Source organism: Halodesulfovibrio sp., from assembly GCF_015482765.1.
Lineage (GTDB): Bacteria > Desulfobacterota > Desulfovibrionia > Desulfovibrionales > Desulfovibrionaceae > Halodesulfovibrio.
The window spans coordinates 20624-39150 of record NZ_JADMLB010000029.1 but is presented as its reverse complement, the minus strand read 5'-3'; the positions used below and the strand labels follow the sequence as shown (position 1 = coordinate 39150).

Sequence of the window (18527 nt, the reverse complement as noted above, 5' to 3'; positions counted from 1 at the left end):
GTTGAGAACTGTGCTGAACAGAAAGAATGCTCTGAATCCCAGCTGAAGGATGTACCGCATGAATAACGCCCTCGTAACAATCATTCCTGTTGTTCTTTATCTTGCTCTTTCATTTGCTGTCGCTCTATGGGCACGTAACAAAGCGGCATCAAAATCCTCACAAGGATTTATGGAAGACTATTTTATCGGCGGTCGTTCAATGGGGGGCTTTGTGCTCGCCATGACAATTATTGCCAGTTACACCAGTGCCAGTAGCTTTGTCGGTGGGCCTGGCGTTGCTTACCGTTATGGGTTGAGCTGGGTTTTTCTTGCAATGATTCAAGTGCCGACAACTTTTTTGACCCTCGGTGTGCTTGGAAAGCGTTTTGCGATTATTGCCCGCAAAACAAATTCCATGACTATTACTGACTTTTTACGTGCACGATACAAAAGTGATGCTGTTGTAATTCTTTGTTCAGTCGCCTTACTCGTATTTTTTATGGCTGCCATGCTTGCTCAGTTCATTGGCGGTGCACGTCTGTTTCAGGCAGTAACCGGCTATCCGTACATTGTCGGTCTGGTTCTTTTTGGCATAACTGTTGTGCTGTACACCGCTGTTGGTGGGTTCCGTGCTGTCGTTATTACTGATGCAATTCAGGGAATAATTATGGTCGTGGCTGTTGTTGTTATTTTGCTGGCAATCATTAATGCTGGTGGAGGAATGGAACAGTGTATTACGGCACTTAAAGACATTGATCCCGGATTGATTACGCCGACCGGTCCTAACAACGCTGTACCTCAGCCCTTTACACTTTCTTTATGGGTACTTGTGGGGCTTGGAATTCTGGGCCTGCCGCAAACAACGCAGCGCTGCATGGGGTACAAGGATTCTCGCGCAATGCATGATGCGATGATCATCGGGACGTTGATTATTGGCTTCATCATTTTGTGTGCGCATCTTTCCGGCGCATTGGGACGAGCTATTCTGCCAGAGCTGCCAGCTGGCGACCTTGCTATGCCCTCCTTAATCATGGAATTGTTGTCGCCATTTTGGGCAGGGGTCTTCATTGCCGGGCCGCTTGCGGCAATTATGTCTACTGTAGACTCTATGCTGCTGCTTGTTTCAGCTGCGATTGTTAAGGACTTGTATGTGCATTACAAGTTACGTGGAGATGCGTCCCTGATGCCTTCTGTAAGCATCCAGCGTATGAGCCTTATGTCTACAGCTGTTATCGGATTATTGGTGTTTATCGCTGCTATTCAGCCGCCTGATCTGCTTGTGTGGATTAACCTGTTTGCTTTCGGAGGACTCGAAGCTGTTTTCCTGTGGCCGATAATTCTCGGACTGTATTGGAAACGTGCAAACGCCACAGGCGCAGTTGCGTCTATTCTGTTTGGTGTTGCGAGCTTTGTTACAATTAGTGTCATGAAGCCTGCAATGGGTGGTGTCCACGCAATTGTTCCGACTACTTTGATCGCACTGTGTGCCTTCGTTGCCGGATCATATGCCGGAAGTGCACCAGAGAAAAAAGTTGTCGCGTTGTTTTGGGGAGAGCAATAACCCTCTGCCCCAACTACCCACTTTAGGGTTTGTTTACGAAAACGATATGAAAGACTCCCGTAACGGTGCGGGAGTCTTTTTTTATACAACAAAACTTGTACTCACTTCTCATTGTTTTAAACTAGTATCAGGGGCGTTTTGTTGCTGTTCTCTCAGGCTTCTTTGAACTATACTGTGTGGTGCAGTAAGGTGTTTTTACAGCGCATTATTGTGACTTTTTTGGGAGGTTTTTTTCTTGAAAGAAACAGCGACCGGTTTGGTACTTGAGGGTGGCGGGCTGCGGGGAAACTTTTCTGCAGGCGTCTTGAGGCATATTGTTGATCTGAAGCTTGCCTTTACATCAATCTATGGTGTTTCGATGGGGGCATGCAACGGTGCAAATATTGTCTCAGGTCAGCCCGAGCGTAACCGTATTACAAATACTCGATTTGTGGATGATAGTCGGTATCTTAGTTATCTTCGCCTAGTAAAGGGTGGTGACCTTTTCGGAATGGATTTTATCTTCGGGGATATTCCGCGACGAGTCGTACCGATTGATTATAAAGCGTTTGTAGAGAATCCTATCCGCTTTTGGGTAGGAGTGACGGACTGTTATTCGGGCGAAGCGGTGATGTTTGAAAAAAGTATGCTTCCTACGTTGGAAGATACGCTCACTATTATGCGAGCTTCTGCAAGCTTACCACTCATTGCAAAGCCTGTTGAGTTCAACGGAAAAACGTATATGGATGGCGGCATTGCGAACCCGATTCCGTTGCAGCAATGTTTAGAACATAACGAGCGTCCAGTTTTGGTTCTTACACAACCCCATGGTTACCGTAAGCGGGCAAGCAAAAGTGTTCGTGTTTGTAAGTGGCAGTATCCTGAGTTTACAGGCATGCTTCGGGTTATAGAACGTCGCCATACCCTCTACAACGATATGCTCGCTACGATTGAAGCCAAAGAGAAACAGGGTGAGATTTTTGTTGTCCGTCCTGAAAGTACTCTTGGGGTCGGACGGGTATGTCGAGATCGTAAGAAATTGTATCAGCTGTATGATGATGGATACGATTTAGCTCGAAAAAAAGAAGCAGCGTTACTGGAATTCTTAGCGTAATGGCCGATCCAATTGCGGTTTAAAAGCCTGTGTGTGTTGGAAAGCGTAAGGTTCTCTAACTCACTGAAGGTATAATGACTTACAGCGGAATGTTTCTTTACTGAGCAGTGTTATAGAGCCTGTTTTGGGAGTGTATGTGAAAAGCTCTTGAAGTGGTGTTTGATTGGCTGCGCAGAGTAAACTACGGATTACGCCGGCGTGTGTAACGATAACGACTGGCTCAGGGCGCTGGCATAATGGGAGAATTGCTTCCAGAGCACGCTGTTGGACGTCTGAAAAAGACTCTCCTTCCGGTGCTTGGAAGTGAGCGAAGTTTTGTCCTCGTTCTTCGTATTCTGCTGCCCAATGTTTTTTTATATAGGTAAAGGCAAGTCCGTCCCATTTACCCATATCGATTTCCTGCAAAGCTGGATCTTGTTCAATTTCAACTGAGAATTCCTGGGCAAAGATTTGGGCTGTGGTCATTGTTCGCTGGAGCGGGCTGGCAACAATTGAAGGCGACTCCACATGTAATGCAAGGAGGTGTGGAAGAGTCTTTTGTGTAATGTTTTCTATACCTTTTTGTGCCATCGGAATATCAGTTTGCCCTATACATATTCCTTTGGGCAGAATCGTTTCACCATGGCGAACAAGATAGAGCATATCAATGTCTCCTGTTTGTGTTGAGAAGCGTATCAAGAGTGGTGTTTATAGCAGCTTCAACCTTATGTTGGATAGCCTGTGCCTGAGATAACTTTTGCTTTATGGCCTCCACAACTTCAGCTGAGGAAGCATAGCACGCCATTTTTTCTTCATATCTGCGTTCAAGTGAACAGACAGTTGTTCCTTCGATAAATTTATCTGCTAAAAAGACCAGCTCTTCCGGTGTGACTGCTCCAGACGATACTTGCAGGTGTGAGTGGGCTGCGATGCACGACGCAAGTTCGGGAAATCCATATTCGCTGACTATTTCAGCGCCTTTACTTGCGTGTTTTGGTGAGCCTTTAGCAATATCATGCAACATGGTTCCGGAAAGAACAGTTTGTTCAAAAAGAGGTGTTGTATCCGGAAGGTGGGGTAAAATGGCTCTGGCTACGTCGGTTACAGCTATGGAGTGCTTACGAATGTGCGAAGGAAGGTTTTCAGCATTCCAAAGAGCGTAACACTCTTGTGTTGATGGTAGTTGCTGTAATTTTTCCAGTTCACATAGTTTTTGATAATCATCTGGTGTGTCCATATCCTGCAACATCCCGCTATCTGTAACGGGAATATAGCTGGTTGTCTTCGCATGATGAGCTAAGAGTCCTGCCAGTCCTCCTTCTCCGCTGTATGCAAGAATTTCTTGCTTGAGTGACGCGTGCATACATGGTGGATGCCCCCGTTTCGCCTCTGTTTCATACATGAACTTTGGCAGTGGGGTTAACGGGCTGTCATCAAGCACAGGATGGAGAACCGTTGCAGATTTCTGCCCTGCGTTTGTGAGCAGAGCAGAAATTGTTTGATGCCTGATAAGCGGAATATCTACAGGAGTTATGAAGAAGTATTCTGTATCATCCGGCAGAGCTTTACAGCCTGCTTGCACGGAAGAAAACATACCGTCGTCAAAGGCTGGATTATGGACAGAAACAAGTGACAGGCGACGACACTCGGCTTCGACATTTTCCTGAGCGTGTCCTGTAACGACAATCGGTGTAACGCCTGCCCGTGTAAAGCTTTGGGAAAGCAACTCCAGAGCACTGGAGGTTCCCAAAGGGAGTGTCGGCTTGCATTGCCCCATGCGTGAGCCATACCCCGCTGCAAGTAATATTGCGTATGCGGTATGCATGCGTTTAGCCTTGTGCTTTGGTCTGAATGATTTCTGCCATAATACTTACCGCAATTTCTTCCGGAGCTCTGCCGCCAAGCGGAAGGCCGATCGGGCAGTGACAGCGTGCAATAGCTTCGTCTGTTACGCCTTCTTCCCGTAGGCGTTGATACAGGCCGTCTCGTTTACTTTTACTTCCAATCATACCGATATATTTTGCCGGTGTTGTAAGCATTTGTTGCAAGACAGTCTTATCATGCTCGTGGCCTCTGGTGACGATGACAACATAGCAGTCTTTATGGATCGTGATGTCAGATAAAATATCGTCTAAGGAGTCTACAACCTGAACATGCGCATTAGGGAAACGTTCTTTGTTGGCAAAATCATCACGGTCATCCAGAACAACAACTGAGAATCCGACAAGATGAGCTACCTCTGCTGTCGGTTTTGCTACATGCCCTGCACCGGCAATGATAACCGTGGCAGAAGGGTGGTATGTTTCGGCAAAATATTTCACTGGTTCTTTGTTAATCAGTAGAGGTGAGCTGTTGTCTGTGAGTTTTTTTTCAGTGTGGATTTCTTCTACAGTTTTGGCGTATTGCTCGTTCGCAAGTTCATGGGCTGTAACCCGCTTCCAGATGGCATCTTGCTGAAGATAAAAGGCTTCACGGCTAATAGTGTTTCCTTTTAGTACAGCTTCTTCTAGCTGAACAAACTCTTCATGATGTTCTGGTGTAAGGCGTTCAAGAAGAACTGTGAGAGACCCACCGCAGGACATGCCCAACGCACCGGCTTTGGTGTTATCAAGTTCATACGAATGCAGTGCAGCTGCGCCGTGTTCTCCAGTAAGAAAAGTTGCTGCAGTCTCTTGTACTTTAGCTTCAATTAATCCCCCACCAACAGTCCCATAGAATTCGCCTTTCGGACAGATAAGCATATGCGCTCCTGAAGAGCGTGGTGTAGAGCCTGTGCTGGAAATCACAGTGGCAAGAACGCAGTTATGTGCTGCGAGATTTCGTGTAATATCTGTAAGAATTGAATGCATTGTACCCTCGTTACTTGACGCTGATTTTGCGTTTTGCGAATCCAATGGAAATGTTGCCGTTATTCTTGCCCGGCAAGCACAATATATCCGGAGCCGTTTGCAATGGAGAAACAAGATCACATAACAGCTCGTTAATACTTGATAATTGTTGAGGTGAGTTTGTGCTCATGTCAACAGTTACTTCCAGTATGTTCGGTGCCACCCTTAATTGTGCTTGCTGGGCTAGAAAACTCGGCACAGAGAGCAATAGCTCATCTATGGCGTTCGGTGTAATTTGTTTGAACCAATCCGGTGCATTTATAGGAAGCGAGATTCTGTGGATTTCAGGACTCAGTCGGCGCAATGGGGAACCGCATGGGCATTGTTCGGTAATGATATGAGATTCATCGCCTGTACGGTATCGTATTAGTGGCATCCCTGTTCGAGTCAGTGTCGTTACGACGATTTCTCCACGTTCCCCATCGGGGACAAGAAGCCCCGTGTCCGGATCGGTAATTTCTACATAAATATTTGTTTCACGCAGATGCATGCCTCTGCCAAACGGACAACTGACAGCCCCGCCAAGGCTGGTTTCTGTCATTCCCCAGTGGGTGTAGACTCGGCAGTTCCATGTTGATTCGATGTACTTTCTGACGGCAGGTGAGCTTGCGTCCCAGCAGAGTAAGACACTTTTTACAGGAGAAACTCTGTTACTGTTTTTTTGCCAGAGTTTTGTCAGTGCAAGAACGTGTGCGGCAGTTCCCACAACGCAGTCCGGAGCATGCTGTTTGAATAGAGCAAGAGAGGTGGCGACATCGTCAGGATTTTGATGCAGAACCGGAGAAGCTCCCAATGCAGTCAGTCCATCAACAAGAAGTGCTCCAACGCTGTCCGGCTTAGGGGCGGGTAACAGCGCTAATACCGTGTCGCCGGAGTGAGCGAGGCAGCGCATTCCATGATCATAAAAAGCTTTTGTTTCATCCAGTTCATCTTGTGTAAAAAAAAGACGCTTTGGTTTCCCTGTAGAGCCTGATGTCGTCAGTGTTACAACGCGTGCGATATCATCCTGTGATGTACAAAGGAAATTCAGCGGAGCTTCACGAATATCGTCGGCAGTTGTTCTTGGAAGGTGCGAAAAAGCTTCACCGGATGCAAAGGATACGTCCGAAAGCTCTCGCAGTTTTTCAGCATAAAAGATGCTGTTTTTTTGTGCATAGGTGCAGACCTGTTGGAGTCTGGCAAGTTGCCATGCTTCAAGAGTATCGCGGGTAACGGGAATTTCAGCATTTTCATGCTTCATATCAAGCGTAGCTTGGATATCGAGTGGGTTACGCCATGCTATTTGCTGCTCTGCATTTTTTACACATGTTTTTTGCATCATAAAATTTGTTGCCGGGTGTTCTTTTTGAGTCGTTTAGTAAACGTACTATCTTATCCGTAGTGATGTTTTTTTATTTTCCGCGGTAAAGCGTTGTCCCGTTTGCCGCTGTCAGGTTGTAGGCGCAGAACGGTACAAGCCTTCCATCCGGTGCTACAACGTGAATACAGCATCCTTTAAGGCGCTCTATATCGAGAGACCATGCATCTTGAAATGCCATTGCTGAAATTGCGAATCGCCGTGTTGATGCCTGCTGTATAAACGAATCAAGCTCGTTGGATAAATCTTTTGGCTTCGCATCTAATTCCGCTGCTGCCCACTGGCTGCGTACGAAGGAGCGAGCTTTTTCTGCACCTTCTGCGGCAGGTTTCGGCTTACAGTTACAGGAGTTTTTAGGCACGGATAACAGTTGCAGGGTCTTGTCGTCATTAATGATGTAGTTTGCATGGAAAGAGCATAACGCGTGTTCGCATGTTGGAGGCACAAAGTCTCCGGTAGCAACAAGATGATCTGTTTGTTTTTCCAATTCTTCAGCTAATTCCGGCAGGGTGATACGTTCATTATCCGCCGGAGCTACAGGGTAGCGGCCGAAGTAGCTTATTGGCTGGAAATGAACGCCACGGACTGCTGGAGCGTGATCAATCGCAAAGCGTATGATATCTCCGATCTCATTTTTATTAATGACAGGGGAGATTACAGGTACAAGGACAATGCCGATACCTGCTTCTTCAAATGCAGCAATGGCTTTGTTTTTTATATCCCGTAAGTCAGCGTTACGGAATGCCTTCCATGTGGATTCATGCAGACCGTCAAATTGAAGAAAAACAGAATCCGCTCCGGCCTGTGCCAGTCTTTTTACATATTCCGGATCGTGAGCGGCACGCACTCCATTTGTGTTAATTTGTACGAAAGGAAAGCCGATGGCTTTTGCTGCTGCCACCAGTTCCGGTAAGTCATCCCGAATTGTGGGTTCACCGCCTGAAAATTGCAGGTTACAGCCACCTGTAGTTTGCATTGTTGTTTCCAGCAATGCAATAAGCTCTTCTTTGCTTGGATCGGCAGGGGTAGTGGCTTTATATTTGTTGTCGGCAGATGCAAAACATACTGGGCACGAAAGGTTACAGCGCCATGTAACTTCAATTAAAGCCATACAGCTGTGTTGGCGGTGCTCCTCGCAAAGTCCGCAATCGAATGGACACCCTTTATCCACAGACGTTGAGATGGTTGGCGGTGTCGATGGAATTTTAGGGCGCAGCCAGTCTGTAAAAGTTGTTGAAGGGTGTGTTGAACGCCAGACTGGTGTCGAGAACGCACCATGTTGAGGACAGTGCTTCACCAGCCGTGTTTCGTCTCCCTTTGTAACGCGCATGGCAGGGATGCGCTGAAGACATTGAGGACAAACACTCTCTGTATGGGAAATATGGTCAGACATAGCTACTCTTTTACTGCGGAGATGTCGTATTCGTATTCGGCAAGCAGTGATTCAATGTAGGTAAATGTTTCGGCAAGCAGAGCACCGCATTTAGATGTGTCCGGTACTGGTGCACCGCTTGTTTCACCAAGGATTTCTCCGCAGGTAATGCCCCCGTATTGCTCTTTTGTTTTTTGAGTGAACCATTCAGAAAAAGATTCAAGAAGCATCGGCAGGTGTTCATCTTTTTCCTCTGTTTCGGCATCGTGTCCTGCGTACATTCCCAGAAGCAGTGCTCCGCCGGTCATCAGTCCGCATGTTCCTTTGCAGCTGGACATGCCGTTGCAGAGACCTTCTGCTGCCCTGATTAATTGCGGATTTTCAAGCCCTGAGTATTCCAGCGCCATTCCTACAAGAATTTGGCTGCAACAGTAGCCTTTGCCAGCCCATTGAAGCAATTGCAGTTGAATATCTGAAAGCATGTGCTACCCCTTCTTTTCGGCGTTAATCTGGATGTATCCGATTGTTTTATCGTATGAAGTAGAGCAGTCCTGACTGTTTTTTGAACAGCAGGGAGTGATTCCTGAGAAAATAAGTTTTGCAGTTAATTCCTTGAGTTCTTTTGTGCAGTCTGTGCTGGATGTGTGCGTAAATCCAGCGTTGGTGAGTATTTTAAAGAGTTTGGGTAAAGATAGCGGATTGCTGCTGCAACCACTTGTATTCGAACAAGAGGCAGTATGTTCGATTGGAGCGGCTTTTGGGGCGTGAGAGCACGATGGTGTCTGAGCCCTTCTATAAAGGTCTGAGAGAATAAGCATTCCACCAGTGCTGAGAACGCGGGAGAATTCTGCAACGGCAGTCTCTACAGAACTACATAGGGAGAGTACGCAGTCACAGTTTACAATATTAAATGCATTATCACAGAACGGCAGGTGATCTACGCTGGCTTGAACGGTACACAGGGCTTTTTGGTGAGCCTGTTTGGTGTTCTGTTCGGAAAGATCTATTGTTGTGACGTGCGCACTATAGTGCTGCTGAAGGAATTGAGCCGTGGTCCCATTGCCGCATCCGGCATCAAGGATGCGGGTGGCAGAAGAAATATTCAGCTTGTCATATGCCGTGCGGGTAAGCTGCAGCCCGCCGGGGCGGAGAGCGCCATCCTCAAGTGAAGCCATAAGAGGATGCTGCCAAAGCGGAGTACTCATTTGTCTTCCAGTAGTCGTTCCACTTCTGCCATTTTTTCTAAGGCAAGGGATTCAGGAATAAGTACATATCCGCAGGACGGACATGTTGGGAGTTCTACAGAAAATTTACTTTCGAGGTACACCAGTTCCACGGGAGCAAAGACCAGTTGCTCGTTACACTTGGTGCATTTCCAATGTGAAAAATCGTCGTGTAAGACTTGTAGCGTGTTCATGGTGCGCTCTTATTTGGGAGGAAGTATCTGCATTCTGTGTGACCATACATTATGAATGCAGTATCCGTTTTCGTCTTTTGTGTACTCCATCCAGTATGTCACGGTTACTGGGCGGAAGCTGGCAACATGTCGTTCAGTTTCTGTGTTGAACAGGCTTTCGCCGGTTTCTTCAACGTGCGTCACAACTTTACGGATGTCACTGCGCAGAATACGACGTTCTTCCATATTTGCAGATGCCTGCTCGGTGTAGGTAATTGTTGGAGCATCGGTGTCTGCAACGTGTTCCTTTTCTCCCCAGAGAGTTGTCAGCAGATGTTCCTTCAAGCGGATACGGTTTTCGCGTCGATCAGAAAAGCCTGTGACTGGTATCGTTGCCGGATCGGCATTACAGCACGCAAGTGCTGCGTTACAGTTCGGGAAGAGGATATCCAGCAAGTGGATAGTTCGTTTCCCAGTCCTTGCCAGCATGTCACGGCACATTGCGCAGTAGGTGAGTATGTCCTGTTCTTCTTCCGTACAGGACGAGAGAACCTCTGCTCTGTGCTCAGAAGCCTTTCGTGACAATTCCGGATTGGCTGTATCCAGTAAGCCGCCGTAGCCGCAGCATTCAGTTAATACTCCGGTATGGTGCGGTTCTGAAATAGAAATGTCGAGTGTTGATGCGATGGAACGTACATGATCCCGCATAGGTTCATCATGACGTGTAGAACATGGGTCATGCAGAACATATGGTTGTTTCGGCAAACGTGCAGTTGGCGGTAAGCCGATTTCTTCAAGTACTGCCCATAGCGAGCGTGTAGGGATATGCGGCAGCAATTCAGCAAGCATAGTTGCACAGGTCGGGCAGCCTGTAATGAGCTGCGGTTTTCCCATGTTTTCCCATTGCTTCTGAATTTGATCTGTTGTTGCTTGAGTCAGTTCTTTTTGTCCTGCCCAATGTGCCGGAGCACCGCAACAGTGGATGAATAGACCTACAGGTTCTTCCAGAGAATCTCGTAAGTACGAATAAGTACTCTCAACAAGGTGCGGGGAAATTGCCGGAAGTTGGCATCCCGGAAAGAACGCGTACGTGCTAGCGGAAGCGGAAGGTGCATTCATTGCAAGCATGCCCGCGGTATTGGCAAACGCCATATCGCGGAGCGCAAATTCATGTGCTGACGGCGGCATTGTGGAAGCTGCCACCATATCTTGTCGTGCTGTGAGACAGAGATTCTGTACAGCAAAGTCTTCAGGACAAATTTCTTCGCACAAGCCACACAACATGCAGGAGTTGATCATTTTGTTGGCATATCGTGTGCCCATGACTATCGCGGCATTGTTGTATACCTGCCGCGCGTAGACTTTCGGGTAGCTCTTGAATTCTGCCAGATACACACAGTTATCTACGCACTGCATACATTCGCACTGTAGGCACCTTCCAGCTTCCAGCATAGCGGTCGCTTCATCATATCCCGTTTCACCAGCGGGAAGGAGGGGCAATGAAGAGATAGACGAGACCGCAGTGTGCAGTCGCGATTGGTAGGAACCTTCATGTTCTCTTCCTGCGGTGAGGGACACATTCTGCATGCTTCGTTCCGCTGATAATGCTAACGTTTTGCCCTGTGCAATACGTTCTATCTTGGTAGCAATACAAGGGGATGGAACAGAGAATACAGAAGAAATTTCTGTTTGGAGAATTGCAGGATCAGTGAGCGCGCAATCGTATAATGCTGCAGCTTCCTGCGTTGCCAGAAGAACAGCATCCCATGCGTCAGATGCCTCATTGAGGTTTGACGGGAGGTCTTCTGATGAAAAGAGTACGCCGAGTTTTTCGAATGCAGCCTGGTGTTGTGCAAAAGAATCTTCCGGTAGAACAGAAGCAAGGTCTTCGTATGGATTTTCAGAGAGTATTGTAGGTGTAATACCTTTTTTCGCAAGATCCCATGCTGCTGCTAACGCTGTGAGGCCACCGCCGATGATAAGAACTTTTTTACCCTTAGATGGTAATGGACGAAGAGGCGGGGTTTTGGTTGCATTAGCTGCACAACAACGCTCCAGCTCTGGCATATTAATGCTGCCGCCAAGTTCATGGCGCAGGCATGAATCCATGCAGTCACCTTCACACAGGTTGGCAGCAATGTGAGGAATAGGCATACTTTTGTAAAGAATAGCCCAGGCTTCGTTTATTTTACCTGCAGCAAGTTTTTTACAAAAGTTACGTACGTCAATATGCAGTGGGCAACGGGTTTGACAGTGAGGCAGTTCTTCCTGCGTACACTGTGCTTCCCATTGGCGAAGTTCGTGTTGTTCCATATCGTACTACTGAATACGTCCGTGCTGCCGGAGCAGCACGGACGGTTTTGTATACTATATTACTTTTTGAGAGCTGCGAGCACTTTTTCAGGGCGTGCTGGCAGATGACGGATACGGGCGCCACAAGCATTGTAGATCGCGTTAATGATCGCTGCATGAGGGCTGGTGAGTGGAAGTTCGCCAACACCGGATGCGCCGAATGGACCTTCTGGACGTTCGGATTCAATGTAAATGAGTTCCATGTCGTCCGGAATCTGCTTGATGTAAGGAAGACCTGCACCCACCATGGTGGAGTGCTTTTTAATGTCTTCGTAGTCTTCTGTAAGAGCAAGGCCGATAGCCTGTGCAAGACCGCCGTACATCTGACCGTCAACAGCAAGTTTGTTCATGATTGTACCAACGTCGACTGCAGCGGTGATTTTTTCAACTGCAGTTTTACCGGTAGCAACTTCTACGCTGACTTCAGCAAGGAACATACCGTACATGTAACATGCGAATGGGTTACCCTGACCGTTTTCGTCACAATCTGTACAAGGAGCAGTCCATTTGCCGTTTGCACGGGTAGGAAGCTTTTTCTCTACCATTTCCTGATAGGTGTAGAAAGAGCCGTCTTCTTTTTTCATTGTTGCAACAAGTTCTTCACCAGCTGCTTTAATTGCGCGGCCGATTACAACCTGAGAACGGGAACCACCTGCAGGGCCGCCGTTAGGGCAGACGCTGGTGTCGTTCAAGCAAACACGGATCTGCTCTGGCGGGATGCCCATTGGGCTGAGAGCTTCGTGAGCGGTGGTTAATGCACCGATGTCTGCACCCTGACCATGGTCGTGCCAAGTGGTGTACACAGTGATGATACCTTCTTCATCAAGCTCAAGCGCTGCTTCAGCAGTGTCTGGGCCGTCGAGACCGGAACCGTAAACACCAAGAGCAATACCTACGCCGCGTTTAACTTCATCAGTAGAGAGTTCTGCTGCGCGTTTTTTAGCTTCTTCGTATTTTGGACGAATTGTGTCGATGAGGTCCGGAATGCTGTACACTTCAGGGTCTTGGCCTGTAGGGGTGGTAGAACCTTTGCGGTAAGCGTTTTTGTAACGAATATCCAAAGGATCCATGCCGATTTTTTCAGCAAGTTCATCCATGAGAACTTCGGATGCAAACTCAGACTGAGGAGAACCGAAACCACGGAAAGCAGAACCCCATGCATGGTTAGTACAAACAGTGCGGCCTTCACCACGGATGTTTGGAATATCGTAACCAGCACCGATGAACTGTGCACCACGGAGGGTAAGAAGGTCACCGAACTCAGAGTATGGACCGTGGTCTACAGACCAGTCAGTTTCCATACCGAGGAGTTTACCTTCTTTGTCTGCAGCCATACGTACGTTCATGAAGAATGGAGAACGCTTTGGAGTGTATGTCTGCTGCTGGTGCCATGTGTAGTTAAGGAACACAGGTTTACCAGTTGCAATACAAGCTACACCGACAAGTGCTTCCATGGTTGCGCTGAATTTGTAGCCAAAAGTACCGCCGGATGGGTTCTGAACCATAACAATGTTATCAAGCTCTTCACCGAGACCAGGAGCGATCATAGCAGCATGCAGGTGCATACCGATAGATTTGGAATGGATAACGAGTTTGCCTTCATCGTTGCGGTATGCAAAACCTACGTCTGGCTCGATAGGCATGTGTGGCTGACGGCCAACATAGTAATCGCCTTCGATAGTAACGTCTGCGTCTTTAAAGATAGGCGCAGTTTCTTCACCTTTAGCGATGTTCTGAATGTAGTAAATGTTTGGTGTGCCAGGATGAATTTCCATGGCGTCATCCTGCATTGCTTCAGGAGCGCTCATGTATTCAGGGAGCTGTTCAAGTTCAACTTTTACTTTTGCAGCAGCTGCTTTTGCATGCTTTTCAGTATCAGCACAAACAATAGCGATAGTATCGCCGTACTGGAATACTTTCTCGTCACACAAAATAGGACGATCCCAGCCATCACCCTTGTTGGACGGGAAGGTAATAAGACCGGTGATGCGGTTTTTACCTTTAACGTCTTTGTGGGTAATGATTTTTTTGACGCCTTCCATTTTTTCAGCTTCGGAAGTGTCAATGGAAATAATTTTAGCGTGGGATACTTCAGCCTGAACTAATGCAAGGCGGAGAGCATCACCAGGGAGTTTGATGCCAAGGTCTGCACCGTAATCAAGAGTACCGGTTACTTTTGCAACTGCGGTAGGACGTGGGTATTTAGTACCCAAAATGCGACCTTCCTGAGGTACGTCTTTCATAAGTTCGTCACGTGTTTTGTCACCGCGCAGTACAGCAGCAGCGTCCATTACAGCGTCTACGAGAGGTTTGTAACCTGTGCAACGACATGCGTTACGATGCTTCTGGAACCAGTCTCGAACGTCTTCACGAGTCGGGGACTGATTTTCAAGGAGCAATGCGTATGAAGATACGATGAAGCCAGGGGTACAGAAACCGCACTGTGCGCCGCCGTGAGCAATCCATGCGAGCTGGATAGGGTGCAGGTTCTCAGGAGTACCTACGCCTTCAGCTGTTACGATTTCGGTGTGTTCTGCAACACGTTTCATCTTCATGGTACAGGTGCGTTTGAGCTTACCGTCTACTACAACAGTACAGCTACCGCACTGACCGGTACCACAACCGATTTTAACGCTTGTAAGACCGATCTTTTCGCGCAGGACGTTAGCGAGTGAATCGTCCTCTTCGCATATGACCATACGGTCTACGCCGTTTACATGGAGCATTTTTTTAAGCATGGAAACTCCTCTCGGGTACCTAGGCGATCAGGCAGGACATCATCGTGAGGCGAGTTGTGATGCCGCTGCGTAAGGTACCATCACATATAGGTTATACAGCAGGAGGGTTCTTTAATAGAACCAGCCAATCATTATGACGATTTACCAAAGGAACACAGTGGGAAATGACATGTGTCGCAGCCGGCACAGAAGCCGCCGTGTCCCAAGTTCGTAATATCTCTACGGGTAATTGTTTCGCCTGCGAGAATGCGTGGTACAATGAGATCAAAGATACTGGCGCGGTAGTACATGACGCAGCCCGGAAGGCCGACGATTGGTCGTCCATCCTTGTAGGCAAGCATAAACATGGCACCGGGGAAGGTTGGGGAGCCGTAGCTGACTACGTCTGCTCCGGTGTCGCGGATACTGGCGGGGGTTCTGTCATCTGGATCGACAGACATACCGCCGGTGACAACAACAAAATCAAGGCCATCATCGAGGAACTTGTTGATGGCATCTGTTGTCATCTGCTGGTCGTCGGGAACAAAAACCTGTTCCACAACGTTTGACCCGAGTTCGTGAAATTTTTTACGGATTACAGGCCCGAACTTATCTGTAATTCTACCATTGTAGACTTCGCTACCAGTGGTAACTACACCTACTTTATGGTGTTTAAATGGTTTTACCTGAATAACAGGACCGCCTGTTGCACAGACCGCTTCTACTTCTTCAACCTTTGATCTATCGGTAACAAGAGGAACAATGCGTGTACCTGCAACCGGTCGTTCTGAAAGAACATTCAGACCGTTGTGCATGGTTGAAAGTACAACTTCATCAATGGCGTTGATTTCGTTAACCTTCTCAACATCAATGGACAGTAGCCCTTTGCTTGCAATAAGGTTTACTCGCCCTTCGGAAACATCGGTTAGAGTGATGCCTTCACCGGAAACTGCTTTTGCAATACGCATAGCCGCTTCGTTTTCGTGAATTTGATTTTCGGTAAGATCGAGCACATAAAGATGCTCTTTACCGATATCAAGAAGGGTTGGAATGTCTTCTGCTGTTACGATGTGGCCTTTTTTAAACGCAGGGCCTTTACTTTCACCGGGAACGATTCGGGTGATGTCGTGACAAAGAACCATACCAATTGAATTTTGAACTGGAACTGCCTGCATTGTAATCTCTTTTTGCGATTCAGGTTGATGAAAAAAGTAGTGAGTAGGCGATTACTGGTGCTTTTTCTTATGTCCACGGGGGCATAATAAGTCAAACCTTTTTTTGATTTAAAAAAATACCGTAGATATTGATTTGTTTAAGAAAAATTTCACAAGCGAGTAATCGCGGTGAAAATAGGAGTAAAGCGTGCATAAAAAAAGAGTGCGGTTTAAGTTTTGGCTTGAAGAGGACGGGGAAATGCTATTCGGTTCCGGCGGGACGGTGCTGCTTGAGCAGATTGATGCGCTGGGTTCGCTCTCAGGAGCGTCAAAAGAGCTTGGCATGTCGTACCGACGGGCTTGGGGGAGATTAAAAAAGCTTGAAGAAACAATAGGTGAAGACCTTGTGACAAAGGTGGGCGGCAATAAAAAAGGATACCGCCTGACTGAAACAGGCAGGCGGTTTGTTGCATCGTACAGAGAAGCAGAAAAGAAGATGGATGAAGCCGCTCAGGATTGCATGCAAAACTTCTTTAATTGGGTTCGTTAAAGGCGTTATTTACTCATAGGACAAAACCGTTCCCAGTTCATATACGGAGCGGCTCCTGCGATTGTAGTCCCGTAAAAAATTACCGGCTTCTCAGTAAGGAAAAGATCAATAGAGTTGTTGGCCAGCGTGGTTCCTGTCACCAGCAGCAGTTCTGCCCACTCAACGGCTTCTTGCGTTTTTTCTTTTCCTTCGACTAGAACTCCTCGTTTTATTTGACCAATATTATTCGGATCAAGGTCTATAAGGCGAACATCAAATTCTGCATGCAATGCTTCTGTCATTGCAGGTTGGAAACCGATAATTGTTATACGGCGTTTTCCATATTTTTCTTTGATGTATTCACGGAGGTTGCCGGCACATTCTTTCGGTTCATTGTCTTTGCAATGCACGGTATGCTCTGTGTTGTCGTATGCACAGCCGACAGCATTAAGGGTGGCAACAAAAACAGCACGGTTGAAGTTAGAAGACATGGGTAGGGCTGCAATATCCGCAAGGGTGCCGGAGAATGTACCGCGGCTGTCTGTGAATGCCTGTCCTTTGTGGCCGTTGAATGTGGCTTCCATTAAATGCTCTTTGCCTTGCTGGATGGGATAATCCTGATCATCAGGTTTTCCGATTGCTTCCTCCGGTGTGAGGGGCTTTGCGGAAACAACAATTTTTTCCTGTAGGATGTTTAAATCGTTCCAGTGGGCAAGAGCCTGAGAGTGGATGTTATCTAATGCCTGCATTATTTTCTCGCTTGATTTTGTATCCTGCCTGAGCATGGATTCCGCACTGATGGCATTGTTCGTAGGGAAGGTTGCCGCGGGTGGCGTGATGCGCTGCAAGCAACTGTGTATTCAGCCAATTAGGGGATTCTTTTCCCTGTTCCATTGCAATAATGGTATCTCCGAGTAGGGTAGCTTCTTCCAGATCATGTGTCACATGGATAATCGGGATGGGAAGTCGTGTTTTTATTTCTAACAGCAGGTGTTGCAATTTTCGCCGTGTCGTTACATCCAGCGCTGAAAATGGCTCATCCAGTAACAGCGCAACTGGTTCCCGCGCTAAAGCTTGACAAAAAGCCGCACGCTGCCGCTCTCCACCTGAAATGGAGTGCGGTTTTTTATTGCGGATGTGGGTGATGCCGAAGGTTTTAAGAAGGTCGAGGGTTACATCAGGGTTTTCGGCTGCAAAAAGAATATTTTTTTCTACAGTAAGATGAGGAAACAGTGTGTAATCTTGAAAAACAAGTCCAACTCGCCGGTGTTGGGCTGGGACAGAAATTCCTTCCTTACTGGAAAACCACGTTTTTTCATTGCAGCGTATGGTTCCGGCATCCGGTGTCTCAAGTCCTGCAAGCATACGGATAAGAGTGGTCTTGCCTGAGCCGGATGGGCCGACGATAGCTGTCAGCGAGTTGGAAGGACAGACTGTTTCCAGCTCTACTGTTAATGTTTCCAATTGCTTTGATACAGAAATGGAAAGAGTCATGAGCGCTGTCTCCCGTTGACGGCATTAATGATAAGAAGAAAGACAAAACAGACCGGAACCAGCGCTGCAGACATGTACAAAGCATCTTCATAACGCAGTGCCTCTACTGCTTCAAAGATAGCAATGGATGCAACTTGAGTTTTTCCGGGGATACTGCCGCCGACCATGAGGATGACGCCGAACTCGCCCAGACTGTGTGCGAATACCAGAATAGAACTGGCTACGATGCCGCTTACACAGTTGGGGAGTACGACACGGTAAAATGTTTGGAACGGAGATAATCCCAATACCGCTGCGCTTTCCAGTAAGCGCTTGTCCAGTTTTTCAAACGATGCACGCAGTGGCTGCACTGCAAACGGCAGGTTGAAAACAAGGGACGCAAACAATATGCCCGTAAAGCTGAAGATAAGCCTGTCGCCTGTCAGGCTTTGCCATGTTGAACCTACAGCTCCCGTCGGTGTCATGACAACAAGGAGACCGAAACCGAGAACTGTAGGGGGGATAACCATGGGCAGCGTTATAAGAGCATCAAGGATGCTTTTCCCTCTGCATTTTCCAAAGGCGAGGAAATATGCAGGGGGAAACGCAAGTAACGGAATGAGCACCATAGTACAGAATGCCAGTTTTGCTGAGAGGAGGAGGGGCTCTAGCGTCAT

At 47.5% G+C, this 18527-nt stretch carries 17 protein-coding genes; 3 read left to right on the top strand and 14 right to left on the bottom strand.

Features of this window, described 5'->3' with window-relative positions:
- Positions 1-58 precede the first annotated feature (58 nt).
- Positions 59-1540 (top strand): sodium/pantothenate symporter, encoded by a 1482-nt coding sequence (gene panF, locus QZY95_RS05060; protein ID WP_290920086.1) that lies wholly within the window; start codon positions 59-61, stop codon positions 1538-1540.
- Positions 1541-1775: 235 nt separating this feature from the next.
- Positions 1776-2633 carry a patatin family protein gene (locus QZY95_RS05055; protein WP_290920085.1) on the top strand — a complete coding sequence of 286 codons (858 nt, stop codon included), beginning with the start codon at positions 1776-1778 and terminating at the stop codon, positions 2631-2633.
- 60 nt (positions 2634-2693) lie between these two features.
- On the opposite strand, the gene QZY95_RS05050 is transcribed toward QZY95_RS05055, so the two are convergent.
- From QZY95_RS05050 to QZY95_RS05000, 11 genes are all read right to left on the bottom strand, one after another.
- Positions 2694-3275: a histidine phosphatase family protein gene (locus QZY95_RS05050; protein ID WP_290920082.1), complete on the bottom strand. Its 582-nt coding sequence runs from the start codon at positions 3273-3275 to the stop codon at positions 2694-2696.
- Between the two features lies 1 nt (position 3276).
- Complete coding sequence (locus tag QZY95_RS05045; protein ID WP_290920080.1) at positions 3277-4437, bottom strand: DVU_1551 family NTP transferase; 1161 nt, start codon at positions 4435-4437, stop codon at positions 3277-3279.
- A 4-nt stretch (positions 4438-4441) separates the two neighbouring features.
- Positions 4442-5461, bottom strand: coding sequence for an XdhC family aldehyde oxidoreductase maturation factor (locus tag QZY95_RS05040; protein ID WP_290920077.1), 1020 nt, complete (start codon positions 5459-5461; stop codon positions 4442-4444).
- 10 nt (positions 5462-5471) lie between these two features.
- Positions 5472-6821, bottom strand: coding sequence for a DVU_1553 family AMP-dependent CoA ligase (locus QZY95_RS05035; RefSeq protein ID WP_290920074.1), 1350 nt, complete (start codon positions 6819-6821; stop codon positions 5472-5474).
- 70 nt (positions 6822-6891) lie between these two features.
- Positions 6892-8250: a radical SAM (seleno)protein TrsS gene (gene trsS / locus QZY95_RS05030; protein ID WP_290920072.1), complete on the bottom strand. Its 1359-nt coding sequence runs from the start codon at positions 8248-8250 to the stop codon at positions 6892-6894.
- A 2-nt stretch (positions 8251-8252) separates the two neighbouring features.
- Positions 8253-8711, bottom strand: coding sequence for a DVU_1555 family C-GCAxxG-C-C protein (locus tag QZY95_RS05025; protein ID WP_290920069.1), 459 nt, complete (start codon positions 8709-8711; stop codon positions 8253-8255).
- A 3-nt stretch (positions 8712-8714) separates the two neighbouring features.
- The gene (trsM, locus tag QZY95_RS05020) at positions 8715-9434 is read right to left on the bottom strand and encodes a DVU_1556 family methyltransferase (RefSeq protein ID WP_290920067.1); all 720 of its coding nucleotides are present in this window, start codon (positions 9432-9434) and stop codon (positions 8715-8717) included.
- Positions 9431-9646 (bottom strand): DVU_1557 family redox protein, encoded by a 216-nt coding sequence (locus tag QZY95_RS05015; protein ID WP_290920065.1) that lies wholly within the window; start codon positions 9644-9646, stop codon positions 9431-9433. The genes trsM and QZY95_RS05015 overlap by 4 nt, the downstream gene beginning before the upstream one ends.
- Before the next feature lie 9 nt (positions 9647-9655).
- A complete protein-coding gene (locus tag QZY95_RS05010; protein ID WP_290920061.1) occupies positions 9656-11938 on the bottom strand; it encodes a pyridine nucleotide-disulfide oxidoreductase/dicluster-binding protein in 2283 nt (760 codons plus the stop codon).
- A gap of 59 nt (positions 11939-11997) precedes the next feature.
- Positions 11998-14715 carry a molybdopterin-dependent aldehyde oxidoreductase gene (locus QZY95_RS05005; protein WP_290920058.1) on the bottom strand — a complete coding sequence of 906 codons (2718 nt, stop codon included), beginning with the start codon at positions 14713-14715 and terminating at the stop codon, positions 11998-12000.
- Positions 14716-14846: 131 nt separating this feature from the next.
- Complete coding sequence (locus QZY95_RS05000) at positions 14847-15869, bottom strand: molybdopterin-binding protein (protein ID WP_290920055.1); 1023 nt, start codon at positions 15867-15869, stop codon at positions 14847-14849.
- Between the two features lie 187 nt (positions 15870-16056).
- Between QZY95_RS05000 and QZY95_RS04995 the strand changes: the two genes are divergently transcribed.
- Positions 16057-16398, top strand: a complete 342-nt coding sequence (locus QZY95_RS04995) for a LysR family transcriptional regulator (protein ID WP_290920052.1) — start codon at positions 16057-16059, stop codon at positions 16396-16398.
- 5 nt (positions 16399-16403) lie between these two features.
- On the opposite strand, the gene QZY95_RS04990 is transcribed toward QZY95_RS04995, so the two are convergent.
- Genes QZY95_RS04990 through modB form a run of 3 tightly spaced genes read right to left on the bottom strand, consistent with a single transcriptional unit; the run spans position 16404 to position 18527 of the window.
- Positions 16404-17126: a DUF364 domain-containing protein gene (locus tag QZY95_RS04990; protein WP_290920049.1), complete on the bottom strand. Its 723-nt coding sequence runs from the start codon at positions 17124-17126 to the stop codon at positions 16404-16406.
- Entirely contained in the window at positions 17110-17871 is a 762-nt protein-coding gene (locus tag QZY95_RS04985; protein ID WP_290920046.1) for an ATP-binding cassette domain-containing protein, read from the bottom strand. Before QZY95_RS04985 ends, QZY95_RS04990 begins: the two co-directional genes overlap by 17 nt.
- Positions 17868-18527, bottom strand: coding sequence for a molybdate ABC transporter permease subunit (gene modB / locus QZY95_RS04980; RefSeq protein WP_290920044.1), 660 nt, complete (start codon positions 18525-18527; stop codon positions 17868-17870). The genes QZY95_RS04985 and modB overlap by 4 nt, the downstream gene beginning before the upstream one ends.

What these genes read in the sequence shown, in the direction of transcription:
- QZY95_RS05000 (WP_290920055.1), bottom strand. Translation starts at nt 15,869, where the DNA reads ATGCAGGCAGTTCCAGTTCAAAATTCAATTGGTATGGTTCTTTGTCAC.
- QZY95_RS05025 (WP_290920069.1), bottom strand. Translation starts at nt 8,711, where the DNA reads ATGCTTTCAGATATTCAACTGCAATTGCTTCAATGGGCTGGCAAAGGC.
- trsM (WP_290920067.1), bottom strand. Translation starts at nt 9,434, where the DNA reads ATGAGTACTCCGCTTTGGCAGCATCCTCTTATGGCTTCACTTGAGGAT.
- QZY95_RS05010 (WP_290920061.1), bottom strand. Translation starts at nt 11,938, where the DNA reads ATGGAACAACACGAACTTCGCCAATGGGAAGCACAGTGTACGCAGGAA.
- QZY95_RS05035 (WP_290920074.1), bottom strand. Translation starts at nt 6,821, where the DNA reads ATGATGCAAAAAACATGTGTAAAAAATGCAGAGCAGCAAATAGCATGG.
- modB (WP_290920044.1), bottom strand. Translation starts at nt 18,527, where the DNA reads ATGACGCTAGAGCCCCTCCTCCTCTCAGCAAAACTGGCATTCTGTACT.
- QZY95_RS05005 (WP_290920058.1), bottom strand. Translation starts at nt 14,715, where the DNA reads ATGCTTAAAAAAATGCTCCATGTAAACGGCGTAGACCGTATGGTCATA.
- trsS (WP_290920072.1), bottom strand. Translation starts at nt 8,250, where the DNA reads ATGTCTGACCATATTTCCCATACAGAGAGTGTTTGTCCTCAATGTCTT.
- QZY95_RS05045 (WP_290920080.1), bottom strand. Translation starts at nt 4,437, where the DNA reads ATGCATACCGCATACGCAATATTACTTGCAGCGGGGTATGGCTCACGC.
- QZY95_RS05015 (WP_290920065.1), bottom strand. Translation starts at nt 9,646, where the DNA reads ATGAACACGCTACAAGTCTTACACGACGATTTTTCACATTGGAAATGC.
- QZY95_RS05040 (WP_290920077.1), bottom strand. Translation starts at nt 5,461, where the DNA reads ATGCATTCAATTCTTACAGATATTACACGAAATCTCGCAGCACATAAC.
- QZY95_RS04990 (WP_290920049.1), bottom strand. Translation starts at nt 17,126, where the DNA reads ATGCAGGCATTAGATAACATCCACTCTCAGGCTCTTGCCCACTGGAAC.
- QZY95_RS05050 (WP_290920082.1), bottom strand. Translation starts at nt 3,275, where the DNA reads ATGCTCTATCTTGTTCGCCATGGTGAAACGATTCTGCCCAAAGGAATA.
- QZY95_RS04985 (WP_290920046.1), bottom strand. Translation starts at nt 17,871, where the DNA reads ATGACTCTTTCCATTTCTGTATCAAAGCAATTGGAAACATTAACAGTA.
- panF (WP_290920086.1), top strand. Translation starts at nt 59, where the DNA reads ATGAATAACGCCCTCGTAACAATCATTCCTGTTGTTCTTTATCTTGCT.